The sequence below is a fragment of the Streptomyces europaeiscabiei genome (genome assembly GCF_036346855.1).
GTDB lineage: Bacteria > Actinomycetota > Actinomycetes > Streptomycetales > Streptomycetaceae > Streptomyces > Streptomyces europaeiscabiei.
In genome coordinates this window covers 10,462,861-10,489,448 of record NZ_CP107841.1, presented here as the reverse complement: position 1 = coordinate 10,489,448, position 26,588 = coordinate 10,462,861, and the positions used below count along the sequence as shown (strand labels likewise).

24 protein-coding genes and 1 pseudogene are annotated in these 26,588 nt (G+C 70.2%); 13 read left to right on the top strand and 12 right to left on the bottom strand.

The features are described from left to right. Positions 1-47 precede the first annotated feature (47 nt). Complete coding sequence (locus tag OG858_RS45620) at positions 48-839, bottom strand: IclR family transcriptional regulator (RefSeq protein WP_256960999.1); 792 nt, start codon at positions 837-839, stop codon at positions 48-50. Between the two features lie 193 nt (positions 840-1,032). Here OG858_RS45620 and OG858_RS45615 point away from each other — a divergent pair, with 193 nt between their 5' ends. The 6 genes from OG858_RS45615 (at position 1,033) to OG858_RS45590 (ending at position 6,240) form a co-directional block, all read left to right on the top strand. Continuing rightward, positions 1,033-2,025: a cyclase family protein gene (locus OG858_RS45615; RefSeq protein WP_319321322.1), complete on the top strand. Its 993-nt coding sequence runs from the start codon at positions 1,033-1,035 to the stop codon at positions 2,023-2,025. Next, on the top strand, positions 2,025-3,092 hold the full coding sequence (locus OG858_RS45610; RefSeq protein WP_086753269.1) for an NAD(P)-dependent oxidoreductase: 1,068 nt from the start codon (positions 2,025-2,027) through the stop codon (positions 3,090-3,092). Before OG858_RS45615 ends, OG858_RS45610 begins: the two co-directional genes overlap by 1 nt. Beyond that, complete coding sequence (locus OG858_RS45605) at positions 3,089-4,039, top strand: NAD(P)-dependent oxidoreductase (RefSeq protein WP_328543771.1); 951 nt, start codon at positions 3,089-3,091, stop codon at positions 4,037-4,039. Before OG858_RS45610 ends, OG858_RS45605 begins: the two co-directional genes overlap by 4 nt. Positions 4,040-4,045: 6 nt before the next feature. Further along, positions 4,046-4,942, top strand: a complete 897-nt coding sequence (gnd, locus tag OG858_RS45600) for a phosphogluconate dehydrogenase (NAD(+)-dependent, decarboxylating) (protein ID WP_319069242.1) — start codon at positions 4,046-4,048, stop codon at positions 4,940-4,942. A 203-nt stretch (positions 4,943-5,145) separates the two neighbouring features. Further along, positions 5,146-5,553 carry a hypothetical protein gene (locus tag OG858_RS45595; RefSeq protein ID WP_330346580.1) on the top strand — a complete coding sequence of 136 codons (408 nt, stop codon included), beginning with the start codon at positions 5,146-5,148 and terminating at the stop codon, positions 5,551-5,553. Positions 5,554-5,598: 45 nt separating this feature from the next. Beyond that, entirely contained in the window at positions 5,599-6,240 is a 642-nt protein-coding gene (locus tag OG858_RS45590; protein WP_319267223.1) for an MFS transporter, read from the top strand. On the opposite strand, the gene OG858_RS45585 is transcribed toward OG858_RS45590, so the two are convergent. The 3 genes and pseudogenes from OG858_RS45585 to OG858_RS48425 all read right to left on the bottom strand — a co-directional run. Beyond that, complete coding sequence (locus OG858_RS45585; protein ID WP_319267225.1) at positions 6,188-7,675, bottom strand: gluconokinase; 1,488 nt, start codon at positions 7,673-7,675, stop codon at positions 6,188-6,190. The two genes, OG858_RS45590 and OG858_RS45585, sit on opposite strands and share 53 nt — an antisense overlap. A 164-nt stretch (positions 7,676-7,839) precedes the next feature. After that, on the bottom strand, positions 7,840-8,355 hold the full coding sequence (locus tag OG858_RS45580) for an MFS transporter (protein ID WP_319267227.1): 516 nt from the start codon (positions 8,353-8,355) through the stop codon (positions 7,840-7,842). An 85-nt stretch (positions 8,356-8,440) separates the two neighbouring features. After that, positions 8,441-8,773, bottom strand: a pseudogene (locus OG858_RS48425) (MFS transporter); the annotation flags it as partial. 308 nt (positions 8,774-9,081) lie between these two features. Here OG858_RS48425 and OG858_RS45570 point away from each other — a divergent pair. Together OG858_RS45570 and OG858_RS45565 are read left to right on the top strand one after the other, a co-directional pair. Then, the gene (locus OG858_RS45570; RefSeq protein ID WP_319267229.1) at positions 9,082-10,026 is read left to right on the top strand and encodes an NAD(P)-dependent oxidoreductase; all 945 of its coding nucleotides are present in this window, start codon (positions 9,082-9,084) and stop codon (positions 10,024-10,026) included. Beyond that, positions 10,023-10,808, top strand: a complete 786-nt coding sequence (locus OG858_RS45565; RefSeq protein WP_319069238.1) for an SDR family oxidoreductase — start codon at positions 10,023-10,025, stop codon at positions 10,806-10,808. Before OG858_RS45570 ends, OG858_RS45565 begins: the two co-directional genes overlap by 4 nt. A 46-nt stretch (positions 10,809-10,854) precedes the next feature. On the opposite strand, the gene OG858_RS45560 is transcribed toward OG858_RS45565, so the two are convergent. After that, positions 10,855-12,048: an RNA-guided endonuclease InsQ/TnpB family protein gene (locus OG858_RS45560; protein WP_319317119.1), complete on the bottom strand. Its 1,194-nt coding sequence runs from the start codon at positions 12,046-12,048 to the stop codon at positions 10,855-10,857. 284 nt (positions 12,049-12,332) lie between these two features. Here OG858_RS45560 and OG858_RS45555 point away from each other — a divergent pair, with 284 nt between their 5' ends. After that, a complete protein-coding gene (locus OG858_RS45555) occupies positions 12,333-13,382 on the top strand; it encodes an L-idonate 5-dehydrogenase (RefSeq protein WP_319267233.1) in 1,050 nt (349 codons plus the stop codon). A 202-nt stretch (positions 13,383-13,584) separates the two neighbouring features. After that, the gene (locus tag OG858_RS45550; RefSeq protein ID WP_328543772.1) at positions 13,585-14,658 is read left to right on the top strand and encodes a 2-hydroxyacid dehydrogenase; all 1,074 of its coding nucleotides are present in this window, start codon (positions 13,585-13,587) and stop codon (positions 14,656-14,658) included. Between the two features lie 1,230 nt (positions 14,659-15,888). On the opposite strand, the gene OG858_RS45545 is transcribed toward OG858_RS45550, so the two are convergent. Both OG858_RS45545 and OG858_RS45540 read right to left on the bottom strand, forming a co-directional pair. Next, positions 15,889-16,386 (bottom strand): flavin reductase family protein, encoded by a 498-nt coding sequence (locus OG858_RS45545; RefSeq protein ID WP_086748733.1) that lies wholly within the window; start codon positions 16,384-16,386, stop codon positions 15,889-15,891. A gap of 123 nt (positions 16,387-16,509) precedes the next feature. Beyond that, positions 16,510-17,682: an acyl-CoA dehydrogenase family protein gene (locus OG858_RS45540; protein ID WP_328543773.1), complete on the bottom strand. Its 1,173-nt coding sequence runs from the start codon at positions 17,680-17,682 to the stop codon at positions 16,510-16,512. A 153-nt stretch (positions 17,683-17,835) separates the two neighbouring features. Between OG858_RS45540 and OG858_RS45535 the strand changes: the two genes are divergently transcribed. Further along, positions 17,836-18,762 (top strand): LysR family transcriptional regulator, encoded by a 927-nt coding sequence (locus OG858_RS45535; protein WP_086748735.1) that lies wholly within the window; start codon positions 17,836-17,838, stop codon positions 18,760-18,762. 251 nt (positions 18,763-19,013) lie between these two features. Here the strand turns inward: OG858_RS45535 and OG858_RS45530 are convergent, their stop codons facing one another. The 3 genes from OG858_RS45530 to OG858_RS45520 all read right to left on the bottom strand — a co-directional run bounded on the left by OG858_RS45530 (position 19,014) and on the right by OG858_RS45520 (position 21,676). Then, the gene (locus OG858_RS45530) at positions 19,014-19,544 is read right to left on the bottom strand and encodes a cupin domain-containing protein (protein WP_327745683.1); all 531 of its coding nucleotides are present in this window, start codon (positions 19,542-19,544) and stop codon (positions 19,014-19,016) included. A 78-nt stretch (positions 19,545-19,622) separates the two neighbouring features. After that, positions 19,623-20,675: a phosphotransferase family protein gene (locus OG858_RS45525; RefSeq protein WP_327725915.1), complete on the bottom strand. Its 1,053-nt coding sequence runs from the start codon at positions 20,673-20,675 to the stop codon at positions 19,623-19,625. After that, complete coding sequence (locus OG858_RS45520; RefSeq protein ID WP_319267237.1) at positions 20,675-21,676, bottom strand: C-terminal binding protein; 1,002 nt, start codon at positions 21,674-21,676, stop codon at positions 20,675-20,677. The genes OG858_RS45525 and OG858_RS45520 overlap by 1 nt, the downstream gene beginning before the upstream one ends. A gap of 728 nt (positions 21,677-22,404) precedes the next feature. On the opposite strand from OG858_RS45520, the gene OG858_RS45515 reads away from it, so the two are divergent. After that, the gene (locus OG858_RS45515; RefSeq protein ID WP_327745681.1) at positions 22,405-23,685 is read left to right on the top strand and encodes an MFS transporter; all 1,281 of its coding nucleotides are present in this window, start codon (positions 22,405-22,407) and stop codon (positions 23,683-23,685) included. A gap of 164 nt (positions 23,686-23,849) precedes the next feature. Here the strand turns inward: OG858_RS45515 and OG858_RS45510 are convergent, their stop codons facing one another. Then, complete coding sequence (locus OG858_RS45510) at positions 23,850-24,629, bottom strand: fumarylacetoacetate hydrolase family protein (RefSeq protein WP_086748739.1); 780 nt, start codon at positions 24,627-24,629, stop codon at positions 23,850-23,852. A 184-nt stretch (positions 24,630-24,813) separates the two neighbouring features. On the opposite strand from OG858_RS45510, the gene OG858_RS45505 reads away from it, so the two are divergent. After that, on the top strand, positions 24,814-25,845 hold the full coding sequence (locus tag OG858_RS45505) for a LacI family DNA-binding transcriptional regulator (RefSeq protein ID WP_086748740.1): 1,032 nt from the start codon (positions 24,814-24,816) through the stop codon (positions 25,843-25,845). 144 nt (positions 25,846-25,989) lie between these two features. Here OG858_RS45505 and OG858_RS45500 read toward each other — a convergent pair whose 3' ends face one another. Then, positions 25,990-26,556, bottom strand: a complete 567-nt coding sequence (locus OG858_RS45500) for an NADPH-dependent FMN reductase (RefSeq protein WP_319267241.1) — start codon at positions 26,554-26,556, stop codon at positions 25,990-25,992. Between the last annotated feature and the right edge of the window lie 32 nt (positions 26,557-26,588).

The following is a 26,588-nucleotide window of genomic DNA, read 5'->3' as shown; positions in this document are numbered from 1 at the left end:
GGCCGCCGTGGGTGACACCGAAGAGGGCGCGCACAGGCCCCCGGAACTCAGCCGCCGGGCGGCGCCCCCTGCGGAAGCATGGGGTTCTCCAGCCCTGCGGCGATGGTCCGCAGGTCCTTCAGCAGGGCCTCTCGGAACTCGTCGTCGAGCCGGGCCTTGAGCACGGTGACACTGATCGCGAAGGGCGCCGAGTCCGTACGGAAGCCGGCGACCGGTACGGCCAGACAGAGGATGCCCGCCGTGGCCTCCTCGTCGTCGATCGCATAGCCGCGCTCCCGGGCCTTCGCCAGGTCGTCCATCAGGGCGGGCACGGAGGTGATGGACCGCTCACTGAGCGCGGGCAGGGTACGGCCGCGCAGCCGGTCCTCGGCCACCGCCGGATCCAGCGTGGACAGGATGGCCTTGCCGGTGGCCGTGCAGTTGGCCGGGAAGCGGTCACCGATGTTGGCGGTCAGCCGCAACGGCTGCGTGCCGTCGTAACGCCCCAGGTAGAGGACGTCCAAGCCGTCGAGTACGGCCACCCGTGCAGTCTCCCGCGAGATGTGGGCACTGCGCCGACACAGCTCGTAGAAGTCGCGCAACTGATCGACGGTGGCCAGGTAGCGGCCACCCAACTCGACGAGCTTGCGACCCAGACTGAAGCCCGAGCCGTTGCGCGCGATCATGCCGGCCGCCTCCAGCGAGGCACACAGATTGCCCGTCGAGGACTTCGGCAGGCCCAGGGCGCGCGCGATCTCACTCACCGACAGCGGGCGCCCTTCCGCCTCGCCGAGTGCGTCGAGGATGGCCACGGCCCGCGTCACAGCGGGAACGAGGCTACCCGGGTCACTTGCGCTCACCAGCAACTCCACCCATCATTCTGTTCGTCGTTCAGCATATTGGCTATTGTCTCTCGTGTGCCCCCGAACGACAATGCCGTCGGCGCACGCTTTGCCGTCGAGATTCTCCGCATCCCTTCGGGACCACTCGACCGTAGCGCGCCCTCCGGGCCGGCCGACGACACCCTGCGAGCCTTGGAGCGCTGAGCAGCAGATGACCAGCAGCCCGCACGATCCATCTCCCCCCTCTCCCGGCGACCACCCCTCCGGCCTCGAACCGGACAACGGACCCGCCCTGTCCCGCGCACAGTTCGACACGCTCTTCGACGAGCTGAGCACCTGGGGCCGCTGGGCCCCGGCCGACGCCGACCGCGGCGCCTGGAACCGGGTCACCCCCGAGCACGCACGCCGCGCCACCACCCTGGTCCGCACCGGCACCACCGTCCCCACGGCCCTGCCGTGGAACACGGCGCCCGGCCCGGACAACGGCAAGCCCGCCCTCCACTACATGTCCGACCTCGGCGACGTCGAGGCCCCCGAACCGTCCTGTCACAAGGACTTCATCGCCGTGGACTACCACGGCAAGGGCGTCAGCCACCTCGACGCGCTCTCCCACATCGCCTACCGCGGACAGCTCTACGACGGCCGCACCGCACGCGAGGTCGTCGACGCGGGCGGCGCCCGCTTCGGCGCCGTGTCCTCGCTCGGCCCCTTGGTCACCAAGGGCGTACTGATCGACATGCCCGCCGTCCTCGGCACCGACTGGCTGGAGCCCGGCCGGGCCGTGCACGCCGAGGACGTCGCCGCCGCCGAGAAGACCCTCGGCATCACCATCGGCGACGGCGACGCCGTGCTGCTGCGCTCCGGCCACTTCCGGCGCCGCGCCGAACTCGGCGCCTGGAACCCGGACAACGCGAGCGCCGGCTTCCACGTGGACGCCATGCCGCTGTTCGCCGAGCGCGGGATCGCGCTGCTCGGCGGCGACGGGGACAGCGACGTACGGCCCTCCCCGGTCGAAGGGCTGCACTCCCCCGTGCACGCCCTCGCGATCACCGCCATGGGCGTACCGCTGCTGGACAACCTCGACCTCGAAGCGCTCTCCGCAGCCTGCGCGCAGGCCTGCCGCTACGAGTTCCTGTTCGTCGTGGCCCCACTGAACGTCCCCGGCGGCACGGGTTCGCCCGTCAACCCGATCGCGGTGCTGTGATGAGCGCCGCGGGGTTCAGAGTCGGAGTCAGCCGGGACTTCCTGGACGCGGACGGCCGCAACGTGTGGGGCGACATCCGGCTCGGCGAACTCGACGCCGCCGGTGTCGACTGGCACTACCTGCCGCGCGACACCCAGGAACTGCTCGCGGCGGACGTCGACGGCCTGGACGCCGTCCTGTTCGCCGGCCCCGCCGTCACGGCGCGTACCTTCGAGGGCGCCGCCCGCCCCCCTCTCCTCTTCGCCCGCTTCGGGGTCGGCTACGACACCGTCGACCTCGACGCGTGCACCCGCAACGGCGCCCTGGTGACCATCACCCCGGACGGCGCCCGGCGCCCGGTCGCCACCGCCGCCCTCACCCTGCTGCTCGCCGTGCTCCACAACGTGACCGCCAAGGACCGGCTGGTACGGGAGGGGCGCTGGGCCGAGAAGGAACAGTGGATGGGCCTGGGGCTCACCGGCCGCCGCATCGGTCTGATCGGCCTCGGCAACACGGCCCGCGATCTGGTCGGACTGCTGCGGCCATTCGAGGTCGACGTCGTGGCGTACGACCCCTACTGCCCGCCGGAGACCGCCGCCGGGCTCGGCGTACGGCTCGTGGACGTCGACACCGTGATGGCGCAGGCCGATGCCGTGATCGTGATGTGCGCGCTGACGGAGGAGACCCGTCATCTCGTCGACGCGCGACGGCTGTCGCTGATGAAGCCCACAGCCGTCCTCCTCAATGTGGCCCGCGGACCCATCGTGGAAGAGGCGGCCCTGATCGACGCGCTGCGGGTACGGCGTATCAGGGGCGCCGGGCTGGACGTGTTCGAGAGCGAACCGCCCGCCGCCGACAACCCGTTGCTGGGCATGGACCAGGTCGTGCTCAGCCCGCACGCCCTGGCGTGGACGGACGAGATGTCCGCCGGGAACGGCGGCAGCGCGGTCCGGGCCGTGCTGGAGGTGTCGGCGGGCCGCGTACCGCCCTTCGTGGTCAACCGGGATGTGGTCGAAAGCCCTCGGCTGATCGGCCGTCTTGCCGAGTTGACGGCTCGTCAGAGCACTCCGGCGGGAGCCGGCGCATGAGCGGCGCCGACGTCGGCACCGGCACTGGCACCGGGCGGCCCGGCCGTCCGGCGGCTGTCGGTTTCCTCGGGCTCGGCGCCATGGGACTGCCCATGGCGGTGAACCTCGCCCGGGCCGGTTTCGACGTACTCGCCTGGAACCGCGGCCGGACCCCGCTGGAGACCGCCGCGGCCGCCGGCTGCCGTACCGCCGACAGCCCGGAGCAGGTAGCCGCCGCCGCACCGGTCGTCCTCACCATGCTCCCCGACCTCCCCCAGGTGATCGAGCGGCTGGACGGCCCGGACGGACTGCGCTCCGGACAGCCGGTCATGGACACCCTGGTCGTGATGGGCACCGTCTCCCCCGTCGCGGTACGCGCCCTGTCCGAGAGACTGCGCCCGCAGGGCATCACGGTCGTCGACGCCCCCGTCAGCGGCGGCGTGAGGGGCGCCCGCGACGCCACCCTGTCGATCATGGCAGGGGGCCCGGACGAGACGGTCGCACGGATCCGCCCGTATCTGGAGGCGATGGGCTCGACCGTACGGCGCCTCGGGGACACCGGATCCGGCTCCCTCGCCAAGGCCTGCAACCAACTCGTCGTCGCCGGAACCCTGGTCGCGCTCGCCGAGGCCGTCCTGCTCGGTGAACGCGGCGGCCTCGAACCCGCCGCACTGCTCGACGTACTCGCCGGCGGGCTCGCCTCCTCCGAGGTGCTCGCGCAGAAACGGCACCACCTTGCCGAGGGCGACTTCACTCCCTCCGGCCCGGCCCGCTACCTCCACAAGGACCTCGGGTTCGTCCTGGACGGCGCCGACGACGAACGCGTCGCGCTGCCGCTCTCCACGACCGTCGCCGGGCTGTACGCGGCGGTCGTGGAACAGGGCCTCGGCGACCTGGACAACAGCGTCGTCCTCGGCCTGTTGCGCGGTGCCTCGCCCTACCCCACCGATCACCACACGAAGGACTGAGGACACATGCAGATAGGAATCGTCGGACTCGGACGCATGGGCGGCAACATGGCTGCCCGCTGGCGGGACCGCGGCCACGAGGTGCTCGGCTACAGCCGCACCTCCCCCGACCGTGACGCCGACTCCCTGGAGGAACTCGTCGCGAAGCTCGCCGGACCCCGCGTGGTGTGGCTGATGCTCCCCTCGGGCGACCCGACCCGCCAGGCCCTGCGGCAGCTCGCGGAACTGCTGTCCCCCGGCGACGTGATCGTCGAGGGCGGCAACTCCCGTTTCAGCGACGACACCGAGCACGCCCTGATGCTCGCCGAGCACGGTATCGGCTACGTCGACTGCGGGGTCAGCGGTGGCGTCTGGGGCCGGGAGAACGGCTACGCCGTGATGTGTGGCGGCCAGGACGAGCACGTCGAGCGCGTCTGGCCGCTGCTGGAGTCGCTCGCCCCGGACCGGGACGGGCTGTGCCACGCGGGCCCGGTCGGCGCCGGGCACTACGCCAAGATGGTCCACAACGGCATCGAGTACGGCATGATGCAGGCGCTCGCCGAGGGCTACGAACTGCTGGAGGCCAGCGAGTACGTGCCCGACGTGCCCAAGGTGCTCGCCTCCTGGCGGCACGGCACGGTCGTCCGCTCCTGGCTGCTCGACCTCCTGGTGCGGGCCCTGGACGAGGACCCGGGCCTGGCCACTCTCTCCGGCCGCGTCGACGACTCGGGCGAGGGCCGCTGGACGGTCGAGGAGGCGGTACGCCTTTCCGTGTCCGCCCCCGCCATGACCGCCGCACTCTTCGCCCGCTTCGCCTCCCGCAAGCCGGATGCGGACCAGCTGAAGGCCCTCGCGGCGATGCGCCGGCAGTTCGGCGGCCACGCGGTGCACGCCACTGCCGGGGGCGGGGCGGCGCAGGTCTGACCGACCCTGCCGTGCCCCACGGGGGACGGTGGTCAGGTGGAACACCGAGCCCGCACCCTGTCCGGGAACCGACGAAGGCCGTACGGCAGCGGCACGGCCGCCGTACGCACTGCAGGTGGTCGACGTACCCGGACGACGGCCCCGCAGAAGCGAGGGCCAAGCATCACGCGCTCACACCGGGGCCCTCGAGTCGCCCCCGGTCCGTGGTCCGCGCCCCTCCCCTCCCCTCCCCGGATACCCCCGAGTTCGCCGGGAAAGTGCGGGCGATCGCCCGGCTGACCTGGCCCGGGCTGTTGGCCCCGGTCCTCGCACCGGCGCTGGGCGGGCTGTTCACGACGCACGCCTCCTGGCACTGGATCTTCCTGGTGAACGTGCCGCTGGGCGGGCCGGCGCTGCCGCTCGCCCTGCGGCTCGTCCCCGATCTCCGGCGGACGGAACGCACCCGTCTCGACTGGGTGGGCTTCAGGGCCGGCGGCGCCGGGCCGGCGGCCGTGGTGCTGGGACTGGAGCGGTTCGGGGATGTGCCCGCCGCCTGGGGCTCGGGCGCGTCCTGGTTCACCGCGGGAGTCGCTCTGTATCTGGTGACGGTGCGTCATTTCCACGTCAGCTGAAGCCCGTTGCTCGACCTCGGCGCACTGAAGGTTGACACCTGCCGGGTGCCGAACGCGGGTGGCGCCCTGTTCCGCGCATCGATCACCGCCGTGCCGTTCCTGCTGCCCCTGATGTTCCAGGGGGCCTTCGGCTGGAGCGCGGCCACCGCCGGGCTGGTGCTCATCGCGGTGTTCGCGTGCAACGTCGCCGTCAAACCGCTCACCACCGCGCTGCTGCGCCGCTTCGGCTTCCGTACGGTGCTGTTGGTGAACGGGGTCGCGACGGCGGTGACCTTCGTGCTGTGCGGGCTGCTCGGCCCGCACACGCCGTTGGCCGTCGTGGTGTCCGTGCTGTTCATGAGTGGTGTGTGCCGGTCCGTCTCGCTCAGCGCGTACGCGACGATCGGCTTCGCCGACATCGAGGCGGACCGTACCAGCGGCGTCAACGCGCTCTCCAGCACGGTGCAGCAGCTCGCCGTCGGCCTCGGGGTCGCCTTCGGCGCCCTGGCGCTGCACGCGGCGGGCTCGATAGCGCCCCTCCTGGGACTGGCCGGTCCCGCCGCGCCCTACCGGGTGGCGTTCGCGATGCTCGCCCTGCTTCCCCTGGTCACGGTCGCGGAGGCGGCACGACTGCGGCGGGACGCCGGCGCGGTGGTCACAGGTGCGGCCTCTGCACCTCGCGCAGGAGCTGGTACAGCTGTTCGCTGAGTCCGCGGGTCTCCGCCAGCCGTCGCGCCGCCGTCGGATCGGGGGTCACGGTGCGGTGGACGCGGGCACCGGGCACCGGGGAGGTCAGCGAGGGCAGGGCGCCGAGCGCGTGCCGGGCGAGCATCGTCGCGCCGAAGCCCGAGCCCGCGGTGTCGTCGGTGATCTCCAGCGGCATATCGAGCGCGGCGGCGACGATCTCCGCCCACAGGGGGGAGCGCAGGGCGCCCCCGGTGGCCCGTACCGAGGTGATCGGTGCGTCGGCGGCGAGCAAGGAGTCGCGCACCAGGGCGAGTTGCTGCCCAACACCCTCGATCATGGCCCGGGTCATGTGGGCCCTGCCGTGTCCGCGGCGCAGCCCGATCAGGGCGCCGCACGCGTCCGGGTCCCACCAGGGTGCGCGTTCCCCGAGCAGATGCGGCAGGGCGATCAGGCCCTCGGCGCCCGGCTCCACCTGGCCCGCCTCCTTCAGCAGATCGCCCACGTCGACGCCGCCGAAGGACTCGGCGGCCCACTGGGCGACGACCCCGGCGTTGCTGACCGCCCCGCCGAGTACCCACAGCCCGTCCGCGAGGTGGTAGCAGAACACCCGGCAGCGTTCGTCCACGCCGGGCCGGTCGCGTACGACACGGAGGGCGCCGCTGGTGCCGAGGGACAGCGCGGCCGTTGCCGGAGCGGTGGCCCCGACGGCGAGATTGGCCAGCGGGCCGTCCCCGGCCCCCGCGACCACGGGCAGCCCGGCGGGCAGGCCCAGCGCGGCGGCGATGCCGGGGAGCAGGGTGAACGCGGCGGTCGTCGGCACGAGTTCGGGCAGTCGGTCGGCGCTCACCCCGGCGATGTCCAGGGCGGGGCCGTGCCATCGGGTGGTGCGCATGTCCAGCAGGCCGGTGGCGGAGGCGCAGGACCGGTCGGTGACCAGCCGACCGGTGAACCGGGAGAGGACGTAGTCCTTCAGGCCGCACCACGTGGCCGTGCGCCGTACGAGGTCGGGCTCGTGTGCCGTGAACCAGGCGAGTTTGGTGAGCGGGGCCATGGAGTGCACGGGGGTTCCGGTCGCCCGGTGCAGCGCGTCGGCGCTTCCGGTCGCGCGCAGCCGTCGGGCGATGTCGGCGGCCCGGGTGTCGGCCCAGCTCAGCGCCGGGGTCAGCGGTTCGCCGGAGGAGTCCAGGGCGAGCAGGGTGTGCAGCGCGGCGCTGAAGGACAGGGCGACGACCGGGAGACCGCGCCCGGCGCAGATCCCGGCGCTCTCCCGGACCGCTTCGATCGCTCCGGCCAGCACCGTCTCCGGGTCGTGGACGGCTTCCCCGTGCCGTCCGGTGCGCAGGGGTGCGGGTCGCTCGACGGTCGAGACCACACGGGAGGCACCGTCCACCGCGACCACTTTGGTCGCGGTGGTACCCAGGTCGATCCCGAGCACCACCTGGGTCTCGTCCTTCATCACTGTTTCCTTCTCCGTTTCCGTGGCGGTCTCGACTCGGTGTGCTGTTCCGTGGGGTCGTATGGGTGTCGGCCCCGCGCCCGCGGGCAGGGGGCAGGGCGCGGGGCCGGCTGTCTCAGGGCCCGGCGTCCGGGGTCCGGGCCGCCGAGGGGCGGCCGGATCGCTCAGCGGGCGTCGGCGAGATCGGTGAGATCCCGGCCCCGGGTCTCCGGAGTGACGAAGGTGGTGACGAAGGTGATCAGCGAGAGGAGGACGACGTAGGCCGCCAGCGGCCACCAGGCGTCGTTGAAAGCCAGCAGCAGCGTCGCGCCGAGCAACGGGGCGATACCGCCGGCGACGATCGCGCTGAACTCCCGCCCGATCGCGACGCCGGTGTAGCGGTGCCTCGCCCCGAACAGTTCGGCGAGCAGCGCGCACTGGGACCCCAGCATGCCGCTGACGCCGACTCCGATGCCGAGGGTGATGACCACGCAGATCAGCACGGTGTTCCCGGAGCTCATCAGCGCGAAGGCGGGGACGGCGAGGACCGCCTGGAACAGTGCGGCCATCCGGTAGAGCGGGACCCTGCCGATCCGGTCGGAGAGCATGCCGAACAGCGGGATGGTGACGATACCGGCGAGCGACGCGCAGGCCACGGCGAGCGGGCCGACCGAGGTGGAGACGCCGATCACGGTGGTCACGTAGCTGATGCTGAACGACGAAGGGCAGTGCCGCGTAGTAGCCGCGTCGGGCCGGCGGGGCGTACTCGGCCATCAGCGTCGAGGCCCCGGCCTGTTCCGCTCCGGCTCCGAAGCCCTGGAGCAGGCGCAGGAACATCAACAGGACGGGGCTCCACACACCGGCCGTGTGGTGGGTGGGCAGCAGTCCGATGGCGAAGGACGAGCCGCCCATCAGCGCGACGGTCACCACCAGCACGGCCTTACGACCGTGTCGGTCTCCGAGCGAGCCGAAGAAGAGCCCGCCGAGCGGGCGGGCGAAGAAGCCGACCGCGTAGGTGGCGACGATGGCGACGACCCGACCGCCGGGCCGAGTCCGGGGAAGAAGAGGTGCCTGAACACCAGGGCCGAGGCGGTGCCGTAGATGGCGAAGTCGTAGCACTCGAGGGCACTGCCCACCGAACTGGTGACGAGCGCACGGTGCAGGCCGGGGTTCTTCCGGTCGCTCACCCCGTCGGCAGGCCGGGATGTCATCGTTCGCCCCTGCATGGCATGCCGCCCTTCCGTCTCGACGGTGCGCGGTAACGCGCCGTACATCTGTGGACGCCCAGGACCGTAACAGTATGCGGGACTCAAGCCAATATGCTGAACATACGAGGATGCACAGCGGCGGACAGTTGCACTTCCCCGTCACTTGCGGCCAATATGTTGTTCGACGTACAGCATTTGGTTCAGGAGGGGTTGGTTCGAGTGTCAGGACATCCAGAGGTGGGGCTCGCCGGGCTCGGGGTCATGGGGTCGGCCATCGCCCGCAGACTGCTGCGGCGTGAACGCATCGTGCGGGTCTACGACGTCCGGCAGGACGCTGTGGCAGGGCTCGCCCGGGACGGCGCCGTCCCAGCGGACTCGGCGGCGCAGCTCGCCTCGTCCTCCGTGGTGATCCTCTCCCTCAACACCGCTGACATCGTCGAGCATGTGGTCTTCGGCCCCGAAGGGGTCCTCACCGCCACACCCGAGGGCGTCCTGGTCATCGACATGTCCAGCATCGATCCCGGGCGTACCCGCGACTTCGCCGAACGTGCGGCGAAGCTCGGCGCCGGCTGGGTCGACGCCCCTCTGTCGGGCGGCGCGCCGGGCGCGGAGCGCGGCGAGTTGACGCTGATGCTCGGCGGCGAGGACGACCAGGTGGAGCGGGCGCTGCCCGTGCTCGGGGCGCTCTCCTCCCAGCTCACCCACCTCGGCCCGGCCGGCTCGGGGCAGCTGGTCAAGTCCGTCAACCAGGTGCTGGTCGGCTGTGGTCTCGCCGCCCTCGCCGAGGCCGCCGCCCTGGTGCGGGCGGCCGGTCTGCCGCCACGGCAGGTACAGGCGGCGCTCACCGGGGGCAGGGCCGACTCGGCACTGCTCCAGGAGTTCTTCGTCAAGTTCGCCGAGATCGATCTCACCCCCACCGGACGGGTCAGCAACATGGTCAAGGACCTGGAGGCGGCCCGCGACTACGCACGCTCGCAAGGAGTGCCGCTGCCGGTCACCACCGCCGTCTCCGAACTCCACCGCTGGCTGGCCGCGGCGGGCCACGGCGACGCCGACAACGCCGCACTCATGCACTACTACGGAACCGGAACCATCACCGGAATGGGAATGGGAATGGGAATGGGAATGGGAACCGGGAACGGTCCGACGGGAGGCCGGTCATGACGGTTTCAGCCAAGGGGCCTTCGCTGTTCGACCTCTCCGGCCGACTGGCCCTGATCACCGGATCCAGCAAGGGCATCGGATACGCCCTGGCTGCGGGACTGGCCGAGGCGGGCGCCGAACTCGTCCTCAACGGCCGCGATCCCGAGGCCCTGGAACGCGCCCGCGCCGAACTCGCCGTACGCACCGGGACCAAGGTGCACGCCGTACCCTTCGACGTCACCGACGAGGCGGCCGTACAGACGGCGGTCCAGGAAATAGAGAACGGGGTCGGCCCGCTGGACATCCTGGTCAACAACACGGGCGTACAGCACCGCGAACCGCTCCTCCAGGTCTCAGCCGACAACTTCGAACGGGTCCTGCACACCAACCTCACCAGCGCCTTCCTGGTCGGCCGCACGGTGGCCGCGGGCATGGTCGGGCGCGGCCACGGAAAGATCGTCAACATCTGTTCCGTCCAGACCTGGCTCGCCCGTCCCGGCATCGCCGCCTATGCGGCCTCCAAGGGCGGCCTCGCCATGCTGACCCGGGGCATGTGCGCGGAGTGGGCCGGGTCGGGGCTGACGGTCAACGGCCTGGCGCCCGGCTATGTGGTCACCGAACTGACCCGCCCCCTCGTCGACGACCCCGCCTTCGACTCCTGGATCCGGGGCCGCACCCCGGCCGGACGCTGGGCCTCGGTCGAGGATCTCGTCGGCACGCTGGTGTGGCTCGCCGCCCCCGCGTCGGACTTCGTCAACGGTCAGGTGATCGCCGTCGACGGCGGCCTGACCGCGGTCATCTGAGAAGGACCGAGGACTTGACGCTCTCCTCCCTGAAGGGAGGAGATTCCTACGGCTCGCGCCGTGAGGCTTCCTGTTTCATCGCCGACTGCCCGCCCGGAGAACTCCGTTGAGGTCTTACACCAACTCCACAGGCTGTAACGGCCCGTCCGGCCGCCAACAGGTTCTTCGCCGCGTTCACGTCCCGGTCGTGGGTCGTTCCGCAGCCGCACGTCCAGGTCCGGACATGCAGCGGCATCCTTTCCCGGAGGATGCCGCAGGTGGAGCACAGCCTGGAGGAGGGGAAGAAGCGGTCCACGACCACGACTTCCCTTCCGTACCACGCTGCCTTGTACTCCAGAAAGCTCCGGAACTCATGCCATGCGGCGTCGCTGATGGCACGGGCGAGGGAGCGGTTCTTGACCATGTTGCGTACGGTCAGGTCCTCGATCACGAGCGTTTGGTTTTCACGCACGAGCCGAGTGGTGAGCTGGTGGAGCAGGTTGCGTCGCCGGTCGGCGATCCGGGCGTGCACCTTGGCGACCTTGCGCCGGGCCTTGGCCCGGTTCGCCGAACCTTTCGTCTTCTTCATCAGATTCCGCTGAGCCCTGGCCAGCCGGGCGCGGTCCTGGCGCTCATGGCGAGGGTTGGCGATCTTCTCCCCCGTCGAGAGGGTCAGGAGGTGGTCCAGGCCGACATCGATGCCCACCGCGCTGTCGCCCGCGGGGAGCGCTCTGACGGATGGGTCCTCGCACAGCATCGAGACGAACCAGCGCCCCGCGCTGTCCTGAGAGACGGTCACCGTCGAAGGGCTCGCGCCTTCCGGCAAGGGCCTGGACCACACGATGTCCAGCGGACTGGACATCTTCGCCAGGGTCAGCTTCCCTTCCCGGAAGCGGAAACCGGAGGTGGTGTACTCGGCGGACTTCGCCGGCTTCTTCCGCGACTTGAAGCGCGGGTACTTGGCCCGCCTGGCGAAGAAGTTGGTGAACGCCGTCTGCAAATGCCGCAGGCACTGCTGGAGCGGGACCGACGACACCTCGGACAGGAACGAGAGTTCCCCGGTCTTCTTCCAGGCGGTCAGCATCGCCGAAGTGGCGTTGTAGTTGACCCGCTCCTGGCGTGCCCACGCCTCCGTGCGAGCGGCGAGGGCGAGGTTGTAGACCTTGCGCACGCATCCGAAGGTGCGCGACAGCTCCGCCGCCTGCGCATCCGTCGGATAGAAGCGGTACTTGAACGCCCGCTTCACATGCTTCGCGGTCACGCTCACAAACTAGCGAGGCTGCGACTTAAGATCAAACCTCCGGGTCAGGGCACGATCTCGCCCCTTGCCCTGCTCCGCAGGAATCCGTTTCCTCTCCGGCATAAACGCCGGAGTATCCACGGAGGAACCCGATGAACTCACCAAACTCATCGAGCTCGAACCCATCTAACTCGCCCTCATCTCCCTCGTCCTCCGCGTCTCCCTCGTCCTCCGCGTCTCCCTCGTCTTCTTCGTCTTCTTCGTCTTCCTCGTCTTCTTCGTCTTCTTCGTCTTCCTCATCGACGATGCGAGCGGTCGTGGCCCACGGGGCGGGCGACCTGCGCGTGGAGGAGCGGCCGGTGCCGGTGCCCGGACCCGGCGAGGTGGCGGTCGACATCCGCTACGGCGGGATCTGCGGCTCCGACCTCCACTACTGGCGGCACGGCGCGGTCGGCGAGTTCCGGCTGCGCGAACCGCTTGTCCTCGGCCACGAGATCGTCGGCCTGGTACGCGCGGCGGGCCCCGGCGCGCAGGCACCACCGCCCGGAACCCCGGTGGCCGTGCACCCCTTGGCCTCCTGCGGCACGTGCCGACAGTGCGCGGCGGGACGGCGCAACACCTGCCTGGACACCGGCTATCTGGGCAGCGCCGCCCGCAACCCCCACGTCCAGGGCGGCTTCGCCGATGTCCTGGTGGTGCCCGCGGAACGGGTCCTGCCCCTGCCTGTGGGGCTCGACCTGCGGCTCGCCGCAGTCGCCGAGCCCGCGGCGGTCGCCTGGCACGCGGTACGACAGGCCGGCGACGTACGGGGCAAGCGGGTCCTGGTGACCGGCGCCGGACCGATCGGCTGCCTGGTGGTCGCGGCGCTGCGCGCAGCCGGAGCCGGTGAGATCACCGTGACCGATGTCCACGAGGCGCCGCTGGCCGTCGCCAAGCAGGTGGGCGCCGACTCGACCGTACGGATCGGCGGCCCCGTGAGTGGCGGGGACGGAATGGAGGGGCTGGCGGCGGACATCGCCATCGAATCCTCGGGCAACCCCGCCGGGCTGCGTACCTGCGTGTACGGAGTGGACCGCGGCGGCCTGGTGGTGGGCCTCGGCCTGCTCCCGCCCGGGGACACCCCGGTCGCCGCGAACGCGGTGATCACGAGGGAGCTACGGCTGGTCGGCTCCTTCCGCTTCGACACCGAGCTCGGCGAGGTACTCCGGGCGCTGGCCGACGGCCGCCTCCCGGTCGACCCGGTGGTGACCTCCGTACTCCCCGTGGCGCACACCGGCGAAGCCTTCGAACTGGCAGCCGACCCGGCGCGGTCCTGCAAGGTGCTCCTCGACTTCGCGGATGCGGCGAAGCCCTGACGCGGTCCGACGACGCCCTCACGCGGGCCGGCCCCGAACCGGCCCGCCCGTCCCGGCGGCGGTCGTGTCCGCCCGCCTGCTCCGAGCATCACCTTCCCGGACCGGTTCACCCGCACGGTCCCGGCGAGGTGGCCCATCCACTCCGGTCCACCCAGGGCTACCACTCACCCGCCAGCATCCCCTCCGACCATGGGAGTCCAGCATGTCGGGCACGCCCGTACCCCGTCCCCGTGTCGCGGTGAGCCGCACCGGCCTGCCAGGCCCCGCCGTCGGGCGGCTCGCCTCGCGGTACAACGTCACCGCCTGGGAAGGAACGGCGCCTCCCACCTCCGCCGAACTGGGCACACTGGTCCGAGGCTGCGAGGGGCTGCTCGTCCTCGGCAGCGACCGGGTGGACGCCGCACTGCTGGACGCGGCCGGCCCCGGCCTCCGCGTCGTGGCGCTCGCGTCGATGGGCTACGACGGCGTGGACGTCGACGCCGCCGCCGCGCGCGGCGTGGTGGTCACCCACACCCCCGGCGTGCTCGCCGACACCACCGCCGACGTGGCGATGGCGCTGATCCTGATGGCGCGGCGGCGCCTCGGCGCCAGCATGGCCTCGTTGCGGCGCGGCGAGTGGGGCGCCTTCAGCATGGACGCTTTCCTGGGGCTCGACGTACAGGGCGCGACGCTCGGGCTGATCGGCTACGGGCAGATCGCCAAGGCCCTCGCACGGCGGGCGGCCGGATTCGGCATGCGGGTCCAACACCACCATCCGCGCCGCAAGGAGGACGACGGCCTGTCCCGCTGGGTCACCTTCGACGAGCTGCTGCGCACCAGTGACGTGGTGTCCCTGCACACTCCCCTGACGCCCGAGACCGCCGGCATGATCGGCGCACCGGAACTCGCCCGGATGAAACCGACGGCGACGCTCGTCAACACCGGACGGGGCGGAATCGTCGACGAGGAGGCTCTGGTCGCCGCGCTGCGAGCCGGGATGCTGCACTCGGCGGGACTGGACGTGATGGTGGACGAGCCCCGTACGGACCCGGACGATCGGCTATTCGCCGAGCCACATCTGGTGGTGCTGCCGCATGTGGGTTCGGCGACGGAGGCCACGCGCGCGGCGATGGTCGAGTTGGCGGCGAGCAATATCGAGGCCGTACTGGGAGGCGAAGCGGCGCCGACGCCGCTGCCGGGGACCAGGGCACGGCCGTCGGGGGCCCGGAAGGACGGTCGGCTGACGTGGCGAAGTGATGCCCCAGGCCAATCGGCACACTTGAGACTTGGCCCGTGAAGAGAAGGAAGTGGCTGCCCGGTGTCCGAGCCCCACGAACGGTCGGCTTTCGACGGTCGAGGCGCGCGGCGGGGCGGGACGCAGCGACCAGGGCCGACCCACGGGATGGCTCCTATATGCGCCACCCGCAGATGGCGGTGCGAGCGGACCGGCCGCCGCTCGCCAGCGGTCCTCCGACGACGCCGGGGAGTTGGCGCACGGGAGTTGCCGTGTCGTCCGTCAGCGACAGCGCGACGAGGGCGCGCGGTAGGACCCGAGGGGACGCATGTGGGAAGACAGCTTTTCCGAGGCGGGGGTCGTGGCAGCGGTCGGGAGACTCGGACGGATCGAGAGTCTCGCCGTCGGAGCCCTCTGCGGGCAGAGTGACTGCACTCGACACTGTGGCTGAGCAAGCAGGTGACTCCGGCAGATCGTGTTGATTCACCGAGGCACGTCAGCAGCACGAACAGCAGGGCGTACAGCGTGCTCCGGACGAGCCAACTGCTGCGGAGTGGACGTACAGACGGGGCATCGGCACGTGAAAGGGCATGAGTGGCGGCACAGGTCCTCCGCGCGGCGGTCACTGCCTGTGCGGGAACTCTCCCGGTCGGGGCAGGGATCGGTGAAGGTCAGGGAAGCGAGCCGTCGACCGTCCCCGCGCCACGCTGTAAGGCGCTGTCCGCAGGCGGTCAGACGTCATGACCGGTCACCGGGGGAAGGCAGGACACGGCCTTGGGTCGAGTCCAGATGTCCCCCGGGAAGGACGACCGGTTCGGGACGCGCTGACCTAAATCCGAAGAGCCGCGGAGTCCGCCGCTCGCGTTCTCGGGGCCGCGAAGTCTCCTGCCACTGCGGCGTGCCGGGCGGGCCCGGAGCCGGGCACTTCGTCGCCGCCCTCCGAACTCAGCGGAGACAGACAGGGCAGGCCCTGACGTCGTGTTCATGCGAAGACGCTGATCGGGCGCCGCTTCCACAAGTGCTCATGGGGACCGCTGTCCGAGCACCTCGGGGCGCCCCAAAAGCCGGTCGCGGTCGAACGAGAGGCAGTCCGCTTGCACTTCGCGTCGGCGTGATTCCTCCAACGACATCACGTCGGCCAGTTCAGTACCCGGCAGGCGCAGACCGCGATGGTGACCGCCAGACATCGCCATGGCCGCAGACGATGGGTCTGACATCGTCTGCGGCCGGCGGTGGCCCTCACAGCATCGGACTACGGGCGGGCATCGTGCGCCCCTCGCAGCGGCCGCCTGCTCATGAGACGGCCAGGCGTCGGAACCTGCTGTTGTGGAACACCAGAGGTTCTCTGTCGGGTTGGGCCTGCAGGCCCTGGATTTCCAGGAGGACGATCGTGTGGTCACCGCCGGGGAGTTCGGCGTGCAGTGAGCAGTTCAACCAGAGACTTGCGCCGTGGATGTACACGCTGCCGTCGTCGTTGGCGTCCCAGTCGACTCCCGCGAACCGGTCGCCCTCCTTGCCGGCCAGGGACCGGCAGATCTCGTCCTGTCCCTGCGCGAGCACGCTCACGCCGACGTGGCTTCGCCGTCGCAGTTTCGGCCAGGTCGTGGAAGTGTCCTGCACACAGACCGATATCAGGGCAGGTGTCAGGGAGACGGGGGTGAATGTGCTCGCGGCCATGCCCACCGGGGTGCCGGAGTCGAGTGCGCACACGGCTGTCACCCCGGACGGGAAGCATCCGAATGCCTGACGCAGCAGGGCAGGGTTGGTCGGTGTCGCATGCAGAGGGCTCATCGGGGGCCACCCTTCCGGTGTCGGTGTGTGCGGTGCGGCCGAGCTTCGGCGTGGCTCTCGGAGGTTCGCGATAGGGGGGTCAGTCGCGTATGCATTGCTTCCTCGGAAGGGTTGAGAGGCATGTCAGTCCCGTCCCGACAGGACCGCGCCGAGCCGGCGCATCGCTCCCGTGTTGCCGACCACGTGCTGGGAGACGCAGCGGACATCGCGCCAGCGGCGCTGGAGCGGACTGGCGCTGTAGAGGCCCGCGCTGCCCGAGAGGGTCATGATCTCGTTGAGGATCCGGATGCCCTCGTGATGGATGTGCTGGGTGGTGCCCTTGTAGCTGAACCACTCGGCCGCGGTGGGCGCCTCACCCTTGAGCGCACGGTCCATGACGATGCGTCCGGTCTGCTCCGACAGGGCAGCCAAGGCCCCCGCCCGCAGATGCAGCTCGGCGAACTCCTCCTGGAACACCGGGTCCTCACCGAGGAGGGCCCTCGGGTTGAACGCCGGCCGCTTGGTGGCGGCGAGTTCGGCAAGATCGGCGAGCGCACCGTCGAGGGCGCCGAGGATGACGGCGTCGTGCGAGGCCCCGGTGGGCGAGTAGGGCAGGTCGTAAAGGGGTGCGGGGATGTTGTTGCCTCCGAACATCGGCCCCGTGTGATGCTCGGGCACGAAGACGTCGTCCATGGTGAAGTCCGTGCTCTGGGTGGCGCGCAGGCCGACCGCGTCCCAGGTGTCGAGGAAGGTGACCTGCTCGGGCCGGAACAGCGCGACCCGCATGTCCGGGCGGCCGTCCGGCAGCGGAGGCGCCCCTTCGACCAGAAATCCTCCGAGCATCCAGTCCGGAGTGAACGGACCGCTCGCCAGCGGCCATCGGCCACTGATCCGGTAACCGCCCTTCACCGGCGTCGCCAGTCCCTTCGGAGCCACTGCTCCTCGGAGCATGGGATCCGCTCCACCTCCGAACACCTCTTTCTCCAGCGTCTCCCGGGGCAGCGACCGTACGAAGAACCATGCCATCGAAGCGGCCTGGACGGTCCAGCCCGTCGATCCGTCGGCTCGGGCGATCTCCCGCACCACCCGGGCGCCTTCCAGCAGCCCGAACTCTTCTCCACCCCACACCCGGGGCAGGGCCATCCGGAACACACCGGCCTCGCGCAGTGCGGCGACGATCTCCGCCGGAACCGCCCGGGTGTCCTCTCCCTCGGCAGAGCGTGCGGCGATCTGGGGAAGGAGCGCGCGGACGCGGTCGAGCACGCTGCCGTCAATTCCTCGGTCTGCGGATCGGGTGGGGTCAAGAAGCGTGGTCATGGAGGTCTCCTCGTTGAGCGCGCCGGGGCTTGCTCGTAAAACAAGCCTTTTCCACGGGTGAACTGCGGCTTAGGATGACATCTGCGTTACATCCAGGAAAAGCAGAACTTTCCGATAAGGCTTATAGAGAGTTCCCATAGCAGTAGGAGAGAAATGGCAGCCAATTTTTCCCTCCGCCAGCTGGAATACTTCGTCGCCGTGGCGGACACCGGTTCCATGAGCGCGGCAGCGGTGCGGTGCCATGCCTCCCAGGCCAGCATCTCGACGGCGATCGCCGACCTCGAACGCCGCCTCGGCGTGCAGTTGCTGATACGACGTCGGGCGAAAGGGGTCTCTCTCACCGAGGCGGGCAGCCGGATCCTCGGACGCGCCCAGGCGATGTTGACTCAGGCCGACGAGATAACGGCCGGCGCTCAGGCCGAGGAAGGCCAACTGGCCGGCCGCTTGACAGTTGGCTGCTATGCCGCCCTGACGCCTTTCCTGATCCCGCTCCTGGTGGACGGTTTCACCCGGCATCACCCGGCGGTCAACTTGGAGCTGATCGAGGGTCAGCTAAACGAAATGAGACAAGCCCTGGCACAGGGCTCTTGCGATGTCGCTTTGCTGTACGCATTCGGTGACGAGGCCGGCCTGTCCTGTACGACGCTCCGCGCAAGCCGTCCGTACGTCATCGTGGCCGCCGACCACGCTGTGGCGGGGCGCGAGTCCGTCTCACTCGCCGAACTGGCGGACGAGCCGCTGATCATCCACGCGGAGCCGCCCGCCCAGCAGAACGCGGACCACTGGTTCTCCCTAGCCGGAGCACGGCCTAACATCCGGTACCGGACCTCGAGCATCGAAGCCGTCCGCAGCATGGTCGCCCGCGGTCTCGGCTTCGCCACACTGATTCAGACCTGGCCGACCGACACCAGCGTCGAAGGACTCCCCCTGGCATCCGTGCCGCTCAGCGACCCGCTGGACGATGTCGAGCTCGTGATCGCCCATGCCTCGCACGTCATCCCGACACACCGGGCCCGCGCGTTCCTCCAGTACGCCGAGAAGACACTCGCCGGCTTCGGCGGACCGGACACCGGCGCCTGACACGCGCCCGGCTCCGGCCGGCTCCCGCGTACGGCGGTAGCCCCACGGAGCGTCGACGCCGTGGGGCTTCATCCGTATGTGCGGAGCGCGGACCCGTACCCGCTCGGCGCTCGCCTGCACGTTCAGGAGGAGAGTGGGCAGCGGGTGGCTCGCCGGCCCGGACCTTCGGCCCGCCTGCCGTCGTGCCTACTGCGGTCGTCTCACGCGGAGAGGGCGAACCCGGATTCGGGCCAGGAACCGCTCCGCCCCTGTCAGCCGTCGCGCTCCGCGCCGACGAGGACGAAGGCCATGGTGACCGGCTGGTCACTGCGGTTGCGCCAGCTGTGCCGGGTTCCGTTCTGGATCACGATGTCCCCTGCCGAGAGGGGTGTGCGGTGGCCGTCGTCGAGTTCGAGGACGATGTCGCCCTGGAGCACGATGCCGTAGTCCACGGTCGGCGTGGTGTGCATGCCGTCGGGCTCCATGAGGTCCGCGATGCCGGGCGAGTCCGCCCTCTGTTCCCGGTCGAAGGCGACCGGGTCGAACGTCGGGTCGGCCATCGCGCTGTCCGGTGGGAAGGTAAGGACGATGAACCGCGTGCCGCCGGGCGTCGGGAGGAGGCTGGTGACCTTCGGCGTGGGGTCCTCGCCGGTCCGGCTGACCCGCTCGCCCGGTTCGGTGGCCCACGGCAGGCGGGAGACCCAGCCCGGGAGGCTGGTGAAGTCCCGGCTGCGCGGGATGGGGCCGTCACTGACGACGACCGATCTGCCGTTCTCGTCATGACCGGTGACGACTCTGCGCATACGTCTCTCTCTCCTCGTTCAGGTCCGTCGGGTCCGCCCGGTCCGCCCGGCCCGACGAACTCCTCGAATCGGTTGCTGTCAGTCGTGCCGACCACTGGCGGGCTCGGTCGGGGCGTCGAGCGCGGTCGCCCAGGCGTCCAGGGCGTCCGCCACCGTTGGGGCGGGCGCCCGCAGCAGGGCGGACGCCACGGTGCGTACGAACAGCCGGTGCCGGTCGTCGGTGAGGTACTCCGCCGGGGACTTTCCGTCCACGCGCGCGAGCAGCAGTGCCGGGAGCAGCGCCGCGGCCCGCGTCTCAAGGGCCTGCCTGGGCTCCCAGTCGACGCACCGGACGTACTGCTCCGTCAGCGCCCGGGCCGAGTCGAGCAGATCGGCTCGGTGCCCCGGCATGACCAGGCTCTTGAGGAGCAGATGGTTGACGCAGAAGGCCAGGTCGAAGGCCGGGTCGCCGTACCAGGCGCACTCGGCGTCCAGCAGCACGGGCCCGGCCTGGCCGACGAGGATGTTCTTGGGGCTGACGTCGCCGTGCACCAGGGCCAGGTGGGTCGTGGCCGTACGGTCGGCGAGGTTCTGGAGGATGTCGCCCAGACCGGGGTGCGCCGCTGCGGTGGCCAGCAGGTACGGCTCGATGCGCAGCGCGTGGAAGTTGTCGTCGGTGGCGAACTCCGCGGCGAGGGCGGCTTCGCCCGCACTCGCGGCGTGCAGGGTGCCGAGCAGTTCCCCGACGGCCGCGGCGGTCGCCACCTCCACCTGGCCGCCGAACAGCTGTGCCTTCCACACCGGGTACTGCTCGGGAGGCAGGAACGCCATCGCGAAGAGGCCGGCCTCGGCGTCGTGGGCCAGCAGCTCCGGCACGCTGTCCGGCCGGTGCCGGGACGCGAACCGCATCCACGCCCATTCGTAGGCGTTGCGCGACACCGGTGCTTCCCAGTCGGCGGCGACCCGGAGCCGGGCCAGGGCCCGCTTCACGCACAGGGAACGTCCCGGCAGATCCACTCGCCACAGGTCGGACGACACACCGCCGGCCAGCGGTGTCCAGCGCGCGGGCTCACCTGGTTCGGCGAGCCCCTGGGCGAACAGGAAGTCGGCCGGCTCGGTGTGCGGGCTCATCGGCGCGGAGGGCTGGTTCATCACCGGCCACCGGACCCGGCGGGCAGACCGCGGGGACTGTTGCGGGCGTGGGCCGGTGCCTGGCCCGCCAGGATCCGTACGACCTCCTCGGCAGCCCGGCGGCGCAGCTCCGTGACCGAGGAGTCGGAGGAGAAGGCGACGTGCGGGGTGAGCAGCGCACCTGGCTGCGCCAGCAGTCCGTCGGGGACGTGCGGCTCGCTCTCCAGGACATCGAAGGCGGCTCCGTCCAGGTGCCCGCTGTCGAGCGCCTTGATCACCGCGTCGGTGTCCACCAGGCCGCCCCGGCTGACGTTGACCAGCAGGCCGCCCCGCCGCATCAGTGCCAGTTGCCCGGATCCGATGATGTGGTGCGTGTCCGGTGTGAGCGGCACGTGGAGGATCACCACGTCGCTGCGGCGCAGCAGCTCCTCCAGGCCCACCATCTCCACTCCAAGGGTGTCCGTCGGCGGGTGCGGGTCATGGGCCAGGATCCGGCAGCCGAACGCGCCGAGTCGACCGGCGGTCGCGCGTCCGATGCGTCCGTATCCGACGACACCGCAGGTCAGTGTCGAAAGCCGGCGCAGCCGGGCGCCAGCGGGGTTCCAACGGCCCGCACGGACGTCCCGGTCGAACAGGGCCAGGCCGCGTGTCCAGGCCAGCACCATGCCGACGGCGTGGTCCGCGACCTCCTCGACGCAGTAGTCGGGAACATTGGTGACCCAGACGCCCCGGTCGGTGGCGGCCTCCACGGCGATGTTGTCGAGGCCTACGCCGAGCCTGGCCACGATCCGCAGGTCCGGTGAGGTTCCGATCGCGGTGGCGGAGACGGGCGCCCAGCAGGTCAGGATCCCGGCGGGCCGGTGCTCGGCCACCAGCTCCTCGATGGCCTCGGCGGAGGCGGGCTCGGCAGGGCCGGTCACCAGAGTGTGGCCCGCCGCCTCGATGACGGATCGCTCGACGGAGTCGTCGGGCCAGGCGTAGTCGGTGAGCAGCACGGTGTCTGGGCGGCTCGATTGGTTCATGGCAGGTCGTCCTCGCAGAGTCGTACGGCCGCGACGGACGGTCGGGCGTCACGCCCGGTCGCGTCCGGTGAGCGGGTTTGATCGCCACCCGGAACCACTGCCGCCGGCACGTCCGATGGGCCGTCGGCCGCCTTGGGTGGGACTGAGGGGGTCACTGGGCTCGTCGGTGCTCGCCGACTTGTGGTCGGGGCAGGCACCGCGGTACGCACCTGGAACGGATCACGGGATACCAGGACACGTCGAATCACTTTGTCACAGCCACATGGTGCTAACGATAGCATTCCGAGCGTTCAGCGCGTCAAGGGTGCGACGTACACCTGTTCGTCGATATCCGATCGCAGGGCCCATGTCAGCACGAGGGAGCCCCTCCGCCACGGGAAAACGTGAGTCACCGAAGAAAACCGGTGTCCGCATCTTGACGCGCCCGGCACTTCCCTTCATGGTTTCAGCCAGCGCCGACCGTGTGACCGACAAGTGTCCGCACGAAGTCCGGCTGTCGCAGTCGCCATAGCCACGGACGTCCCGACGGGCGATATACGGCTGAATTCCGCATGCGGTGTCCGACCGCGCGGGACTCCGTCGCCCTCATTCCCTCAGTCGACGACCACATCGCCGTCGTCGGCTCGAGTCCGTGTTCAGCCCACCGCTTCTCGTCATCGCCCGTACGGCCCCGTACGGCGGTGGAACCGCCGCGGCCCGCCGTGGCCCATTCCTTCTCAGGAGCCGCTATGACTCACGCAGCGCAAGTCGACACCAGCGCGGTGCCCGCCGGCAAAACACAGGTAGGCAACCGACCCTCCCTTTCCCGCCCCATGATCGGCGTGGGCTTCCTGGTCATCGTCCTCTCCTACATGGTCAACGCCATGGACCGTCAGGTCTTTCCTCCCCTGCTGCCCAACATCCGTGAGGAGTACGGGTTCTCCCTGGAGCAGGGCGGGCTGCTGGCGACGAACTTCACCCTCGGCATGGCCCTGGCCGGCCTTCCCGCGGGCTATCTCCTGGACCGCTTCCGCCGCAAGACGGTGCTGGTGACCAGCATCGTGATCTACTCCCTGGGCACGATGGCCACGCCGCTGGCGACCGGTTTCGCCGACATGACCCTGTACCGGGTCGTCTCGGGCTTCGGTGAGGGAATGCAGTCCGCCGCGATCTTCGCGGCGATCGGCGCCTTCTTCGCCCACCGGCGCGGCCTCGCCTTCGGCATCATCGGCGTGGGCTACTCGGTCGGCGTGTTCATGGCCCCGCTGATCGGCGTCCAGCTCATGAGCACCCACGGCACCTGGCACTCGCCCTTCTACCTGTTCGGCGCGGCCGGGCTGCTGATCGCCGCCGCCTCCCTGTTCCTCGTGAAGGCCGGCCTGACCGAGCACTCCGTCGAGAAGGCCGCCTCGACCAGGACCTACGAGTACATGCCGTCCTCCGCCTACAACCGCAACACCGTCGCACTCGCCGTCCACTCGGTCATCAGCGGCGTGGCCATCTATGGGTTCCTCGGCCTCTACCCGACGTTCCTCATCACCTCGCTGCACTACACCCCCGGACAGGCCGCACTGTCCATGAGCTTCCTCGGCTTCGGCGGCATGACAGCCATCTTCGGCGGTTGGCTCGGCGACCGCTTCAACCAGCGCAACCTGCTGATCCTGAGCCTGCTGTCCGTCTCCGCCATCAGTGTGTGCATCTACGAGACGCAGGCCGGCGTAGGCGTGCAGTGCCTGTTCGCCTTCCTCATGGGCGCCTTCGGGCTGGGCTTCATCTACCCCAACACCAACAGCGCGATGCAGCGGGCCGTCCGCCCCGGACAGATCGGACGCGCCTCCGGCCTCTTCGTCACCAGCTACTACGGACCTGCTGCGTTCTCGGGCCTGCTCTTCGCAGCCCTGGTGGACTCCTTCGGCTGGACCCGGGCCGGGCTGCTGCAGGTCACGGTCCTGCCTCTGGTGGGCGTCGCCGCCCTGGCCTTCGTCCGCACCTCGCAGTTCAACAACGCGGCCCGCCAAGCGCTCCGCTAGAACCTGCGGGCTGGTGGGGCCGGCCGCTCCCACCCGGCGGAGCCGCACACGTCACGTCCCCGCGCCCCTACGGGGACGCGGGGAGGCACCCCCGACATTCCACAGGGGCCTGCCCACCGCCGAGCGGTGGGCAGGCCCCTGTGTGTGGTCGCCGGCGGGCGAAGTCAGAGGCTCTCGGCCACCACCGGGTTACGCAGAACACCGATACCCTCGATCTCCACCTCGACCACGTCTCCGGGACGGATCGGCCCGACACCTGACGGCGTACCGGTCATGATCGCGTCTCCGGGCAGCAAGGTGACGTAGCGGCTGAGGTAGCTGACGATGTCGGGAACGGAGAGCAGCAGGTCGGCCGTGCTCGCCGACTGCATGACGGCGCCGTTCACACGGGTCGTCAGCGACAGCGCCGAAGGGTCGAGTTCGGTCTCGATGACGGGTCCGAGGGGAGCGAAGGTGTCCTGTCCCTTCCCGATGAGAAGCGTGCCGTACGCGCTTTCCCTGCGCTGGACGACGCGGTCGCTGACGTCATTGCCGCACGTGTAGCCGAGGATGTACTCGTGGGCCTCGGAGGGCTTCACATGACGGGCTTCCTTTCCGATGACGACGACCAACTCGCCTTCGAAATGGATCAGTTCACCATCCGCCGGATAGACGATGGAGTCGTCCGGACCCACCACCGCGGTGCTCGGCTTCATAAAACACACGGGAACTTCCGGAAGCTCACGGTCGGTCTCGTCTACGTGCGAGGCGTAGTTGTAGGCGAACCCGAAGATCCGGGGCCGTTCGAGCGGCGGGAGAATGACCACGTCGCCGATTTTGTCGACGTGGCCGGCGGGGATCATCCCGGTGAAGGGATCCCCCTCGAATCTCGCGATCCCGGCGTCACCGGATACGAGTTCTCCGTAGTGACGCACACCGCCGACGGCATACCTGATGATGCGCACGGAAACCTCCGCAACTAGGCAGCCGCATACGGCTGCACGACTCATCCATCAATGCTAACGTTAGCACGCAACGAACGATCAATCTCGCGACCCCTCCCTCTTGGCCGCGGAGCGCAACACAAGCGCTATCGTTGGCACACGGAAAGTGACGGCACGGGATCAGCCAGCTCGAAGGGGCCCTTACGTGATCACGACCAAAGACATCGCCGAACGCCTCGGCGTCTCCGTCTCGACGGTCGGCCGGGCCCTCGCCGACGATCCCCGCATCAGCGAGGAGACCAAGTTCAAGGTCCGCCGAACCGCTTCCGAGATGGGGTACGTCGGCAACCGCGCGGCCCGGATGATGCGCGGAGCCTCCAGCAACGTGGTCGCACTGGTGATCCCGGACATCCGCAACAGCTTCTACTCGACCATCGCACACGAGCTGTCCAAGAACATGGAGGCCGAGGGCTTCCAGCTGATGCTCGCGGAGACCGACGACGACCGGATGGTGGAGCTGCGCCATCTGCGGGAGCTGTCCGCGACCCGGGTGGCAGGCGTCATCATCGTGCCCACCGCGCGCCCGCACAACGACTCCGTCAAGCTCCTGCGCACGGTGCCGCACCTGCAACTGCTGCGCCGCCACCCCTCGCTCGGCTCCCAGTGGTTCGGCGTGGACGACCACGAGGCGCTGCGCCAGGCCACGGCCCACCTGGTGACCCAGGGCCACACGCGTATCGCGTACATGGGCGGCCCCGAGGAACTGCCCACGGGCTCGGAACGTCTGCGCGGCTTCCGCAGCGCTCTGCGCGAAGGCGGCCTGCCGGACGACGCCGGTCGCACGGAGCTGGGACCGCCGTCGTCCGTGGACCACGGCCGCCAGGCGATGCGTCGGCTGCTGAAGGACCCGGACGCCCCCACCGCGCTCGTGCTGGGATCGATCCAGCTCACCCGGGGGGTTCTGGAAGAACTGTCCGAGCAGGGTGTGAAAGTGCCCGCGAAGCTGTCCGTGATCGGGTTCGGAGACGAGCCGGGCTTCTCCTGGTGGGGTCCCGGACTCACCACGATCGGCCTACCCATCCAGGAGATGGCCACCGGCTGCGCACTGTGGCTGATGCGTCGCCTCAAGACCAAACCGGGCAACGACGGTCCGTACACGTCGGTCTCCGTCGGATCACTGATCCTGCGCGGCAGTACGGCATCCCCCGGCGGAAAGCCTTCGTCCAGGTCCCTCTGACCCTGGGGCAGCCCCAGGTCCCTCTGAACCGGGGCAGCCCCAGGTCCCTCTGAACCAGGGGCAGCCGCACCCGCACACGCGGAAGGCGCCCGGAGCCCACCGCTCCGGGCGTCTTCGCACGAACCCACCGAATCCGGCGGCAGTTCAGTACGTTCCGCCGCGCAGTCGGCGCATGACACGGGCGGTACGCACGAGTTCGTCGAGCATCTGCTCGGCCGCCGCCTCATGGATCTTGCCGGGCCGGAAAGCGCCGTCCTCGACGCGTTCGTTGACGAACGGGATGCTCACGGTCGGGCCGATCGGCAGCATCCTGAGGTTCGCCACGACCTGCTTGCCCATCTGTACCGCCCGGGTGCCCGCCGAGACGCCTCCGTAGCTGACGAACGCGGCCGGCTTGTGGTGCCATTCCACGGCGAGGTAGTCCCACGCGTTCTTCAGCGGGGCGGGGAAGCCGCCGTTGTACTCGGGGGTGACGAAGACGAACGCGTCCGACGCCTCGACGATCCGGCTCCACTGGCGGGTGTGGCTCTTCGTGTACTGCCGCAGGGCGGGCGGATGCGGCTCGTCGAAGAAGGGAAGGGCGAGTTCCCGCAGGTCGACGGTGTGCGACTCGAACTGGTCGCACTCAGCGGACCGGGTGGTGAACCAGTCCGCGACGGACCTTCCCACACGCCCGGGACGCGTACTGGCCACCACAGTGGTGAGTGTCATCGGCGCCACAGAGGGCTCGGTTGCCATATCGG

Bases quoted from the DNA above. Each gene is read 5' to 3' on its own strand.
- gnd (WP_319069242.1), top strand. From the start codon at position 4,046: ATGCAGATAGGAATCGTCGGACTCGGACGCATGGGCGGCAACATGGCT.
- OG858_RS45565 (WP_319069238.1), top strand. From the start codon at position 10,023: ATGACGGTTTCAGCCAAGGGGCCTTCGCTGTTCGACCTCTCCGGCCGA.
- OG858_RS45500 (WP_319267241.1), bottom strand. From the start codon at position 26,556: ATGACACTCACCACTGTGGTGGCCAGTACGCGTCCCGGGCGTGTGGGA.
- OG858_RS45615 (WP_319321322.1), top strand. From the start codon at position 1,033: ATGACCAGCAGCCCGCACGATCCATCTCCCCCCTCTCCCGGCGACCAC.
- OG858_RS45520 (WP_319267237.1), bottom strand. From the start codon at position 21,676: ATGAACCAATCGAGCCGCCCAGACACCGTGCTGCTCACCGACTACGCC.
- OG858_RS45610 (WP_086753269.1), top strand. From the start codon at position 2,025: ATGAGCGCCGCGGGGTTCAGAGTCGGAGTCAGCCGGGACTTCCTGGAC.
- OG858_RS45515 (WP_327745681.1), top strand. From the start codon at position 22,405: ATGACTCACGCAGCGCAAGTCGACACCAGCGCGGTGCCCGCCGGCAAA.
- OG858_RS45535 (WP_086748735.1), top strand. From the start codon at position 17,836: ATGGCAGCCAATTTTTCCCTCCGCCAGCTGGAATACTTCGTCGCCGTG.
- OG858_RS45525 (WP_327725915.1), bottom strand. From the start codon at position 20,675: ATGAACCAGCCCTCCGCGCCGATGAGCCCGCACACCGAGCCGGCCGAC.
- OG858_RS45605 (WP_328543771.1), top strand. From the start codon at position 3,089: ATGAGCGGCGCCGACGTCGGCACCGGCACTGGCACCGGGCGGCCCGGC.
- OG858_RS45550 (WP_328543772.1), top strand. From the start codon at position 13,585: ATGTCGGGCACGCCCGTACCCCGTCCCCGTGTCGCGGTGAGCCGCACC.
- OG858_RS45555 (WP_319267233.1), top strand. From the start codon at position 12,333: ATGCGAGCGGTCGTGGCCCACGGGGCGGGCGACCTGCGCGTGGAGGAG.
- OG858_RS45540 (WP_328543773.1), bottom strand. From the start codon at position 17,682: ATGACCACGCTTCTTGACCCCACCCGATCCGCAGACCGAGGAATTGAC.
- OG858_RS45545 (WP_086748733.1), bottom strand. From the start codon at position 16,386: ATGAGCCCTCTGCATGCGACACCGACCAACCCTGCCCTGCTGCGTCAG.
- OG858_RS45585 (WP_319267225.1), bottom strand. From the start codon at position 7,675: ATGAAGGACGAGACCCAGGTGGTGCTCGGGATCGACCTGGGTACCACC.
- OG858_RS45530 (WP_327745683.1), bottom strand. From the start codon at position 19,544: ATGCGCAGAGTCGTCACCGGTCATGACGAGAACGGCAGATCGGTCGTC.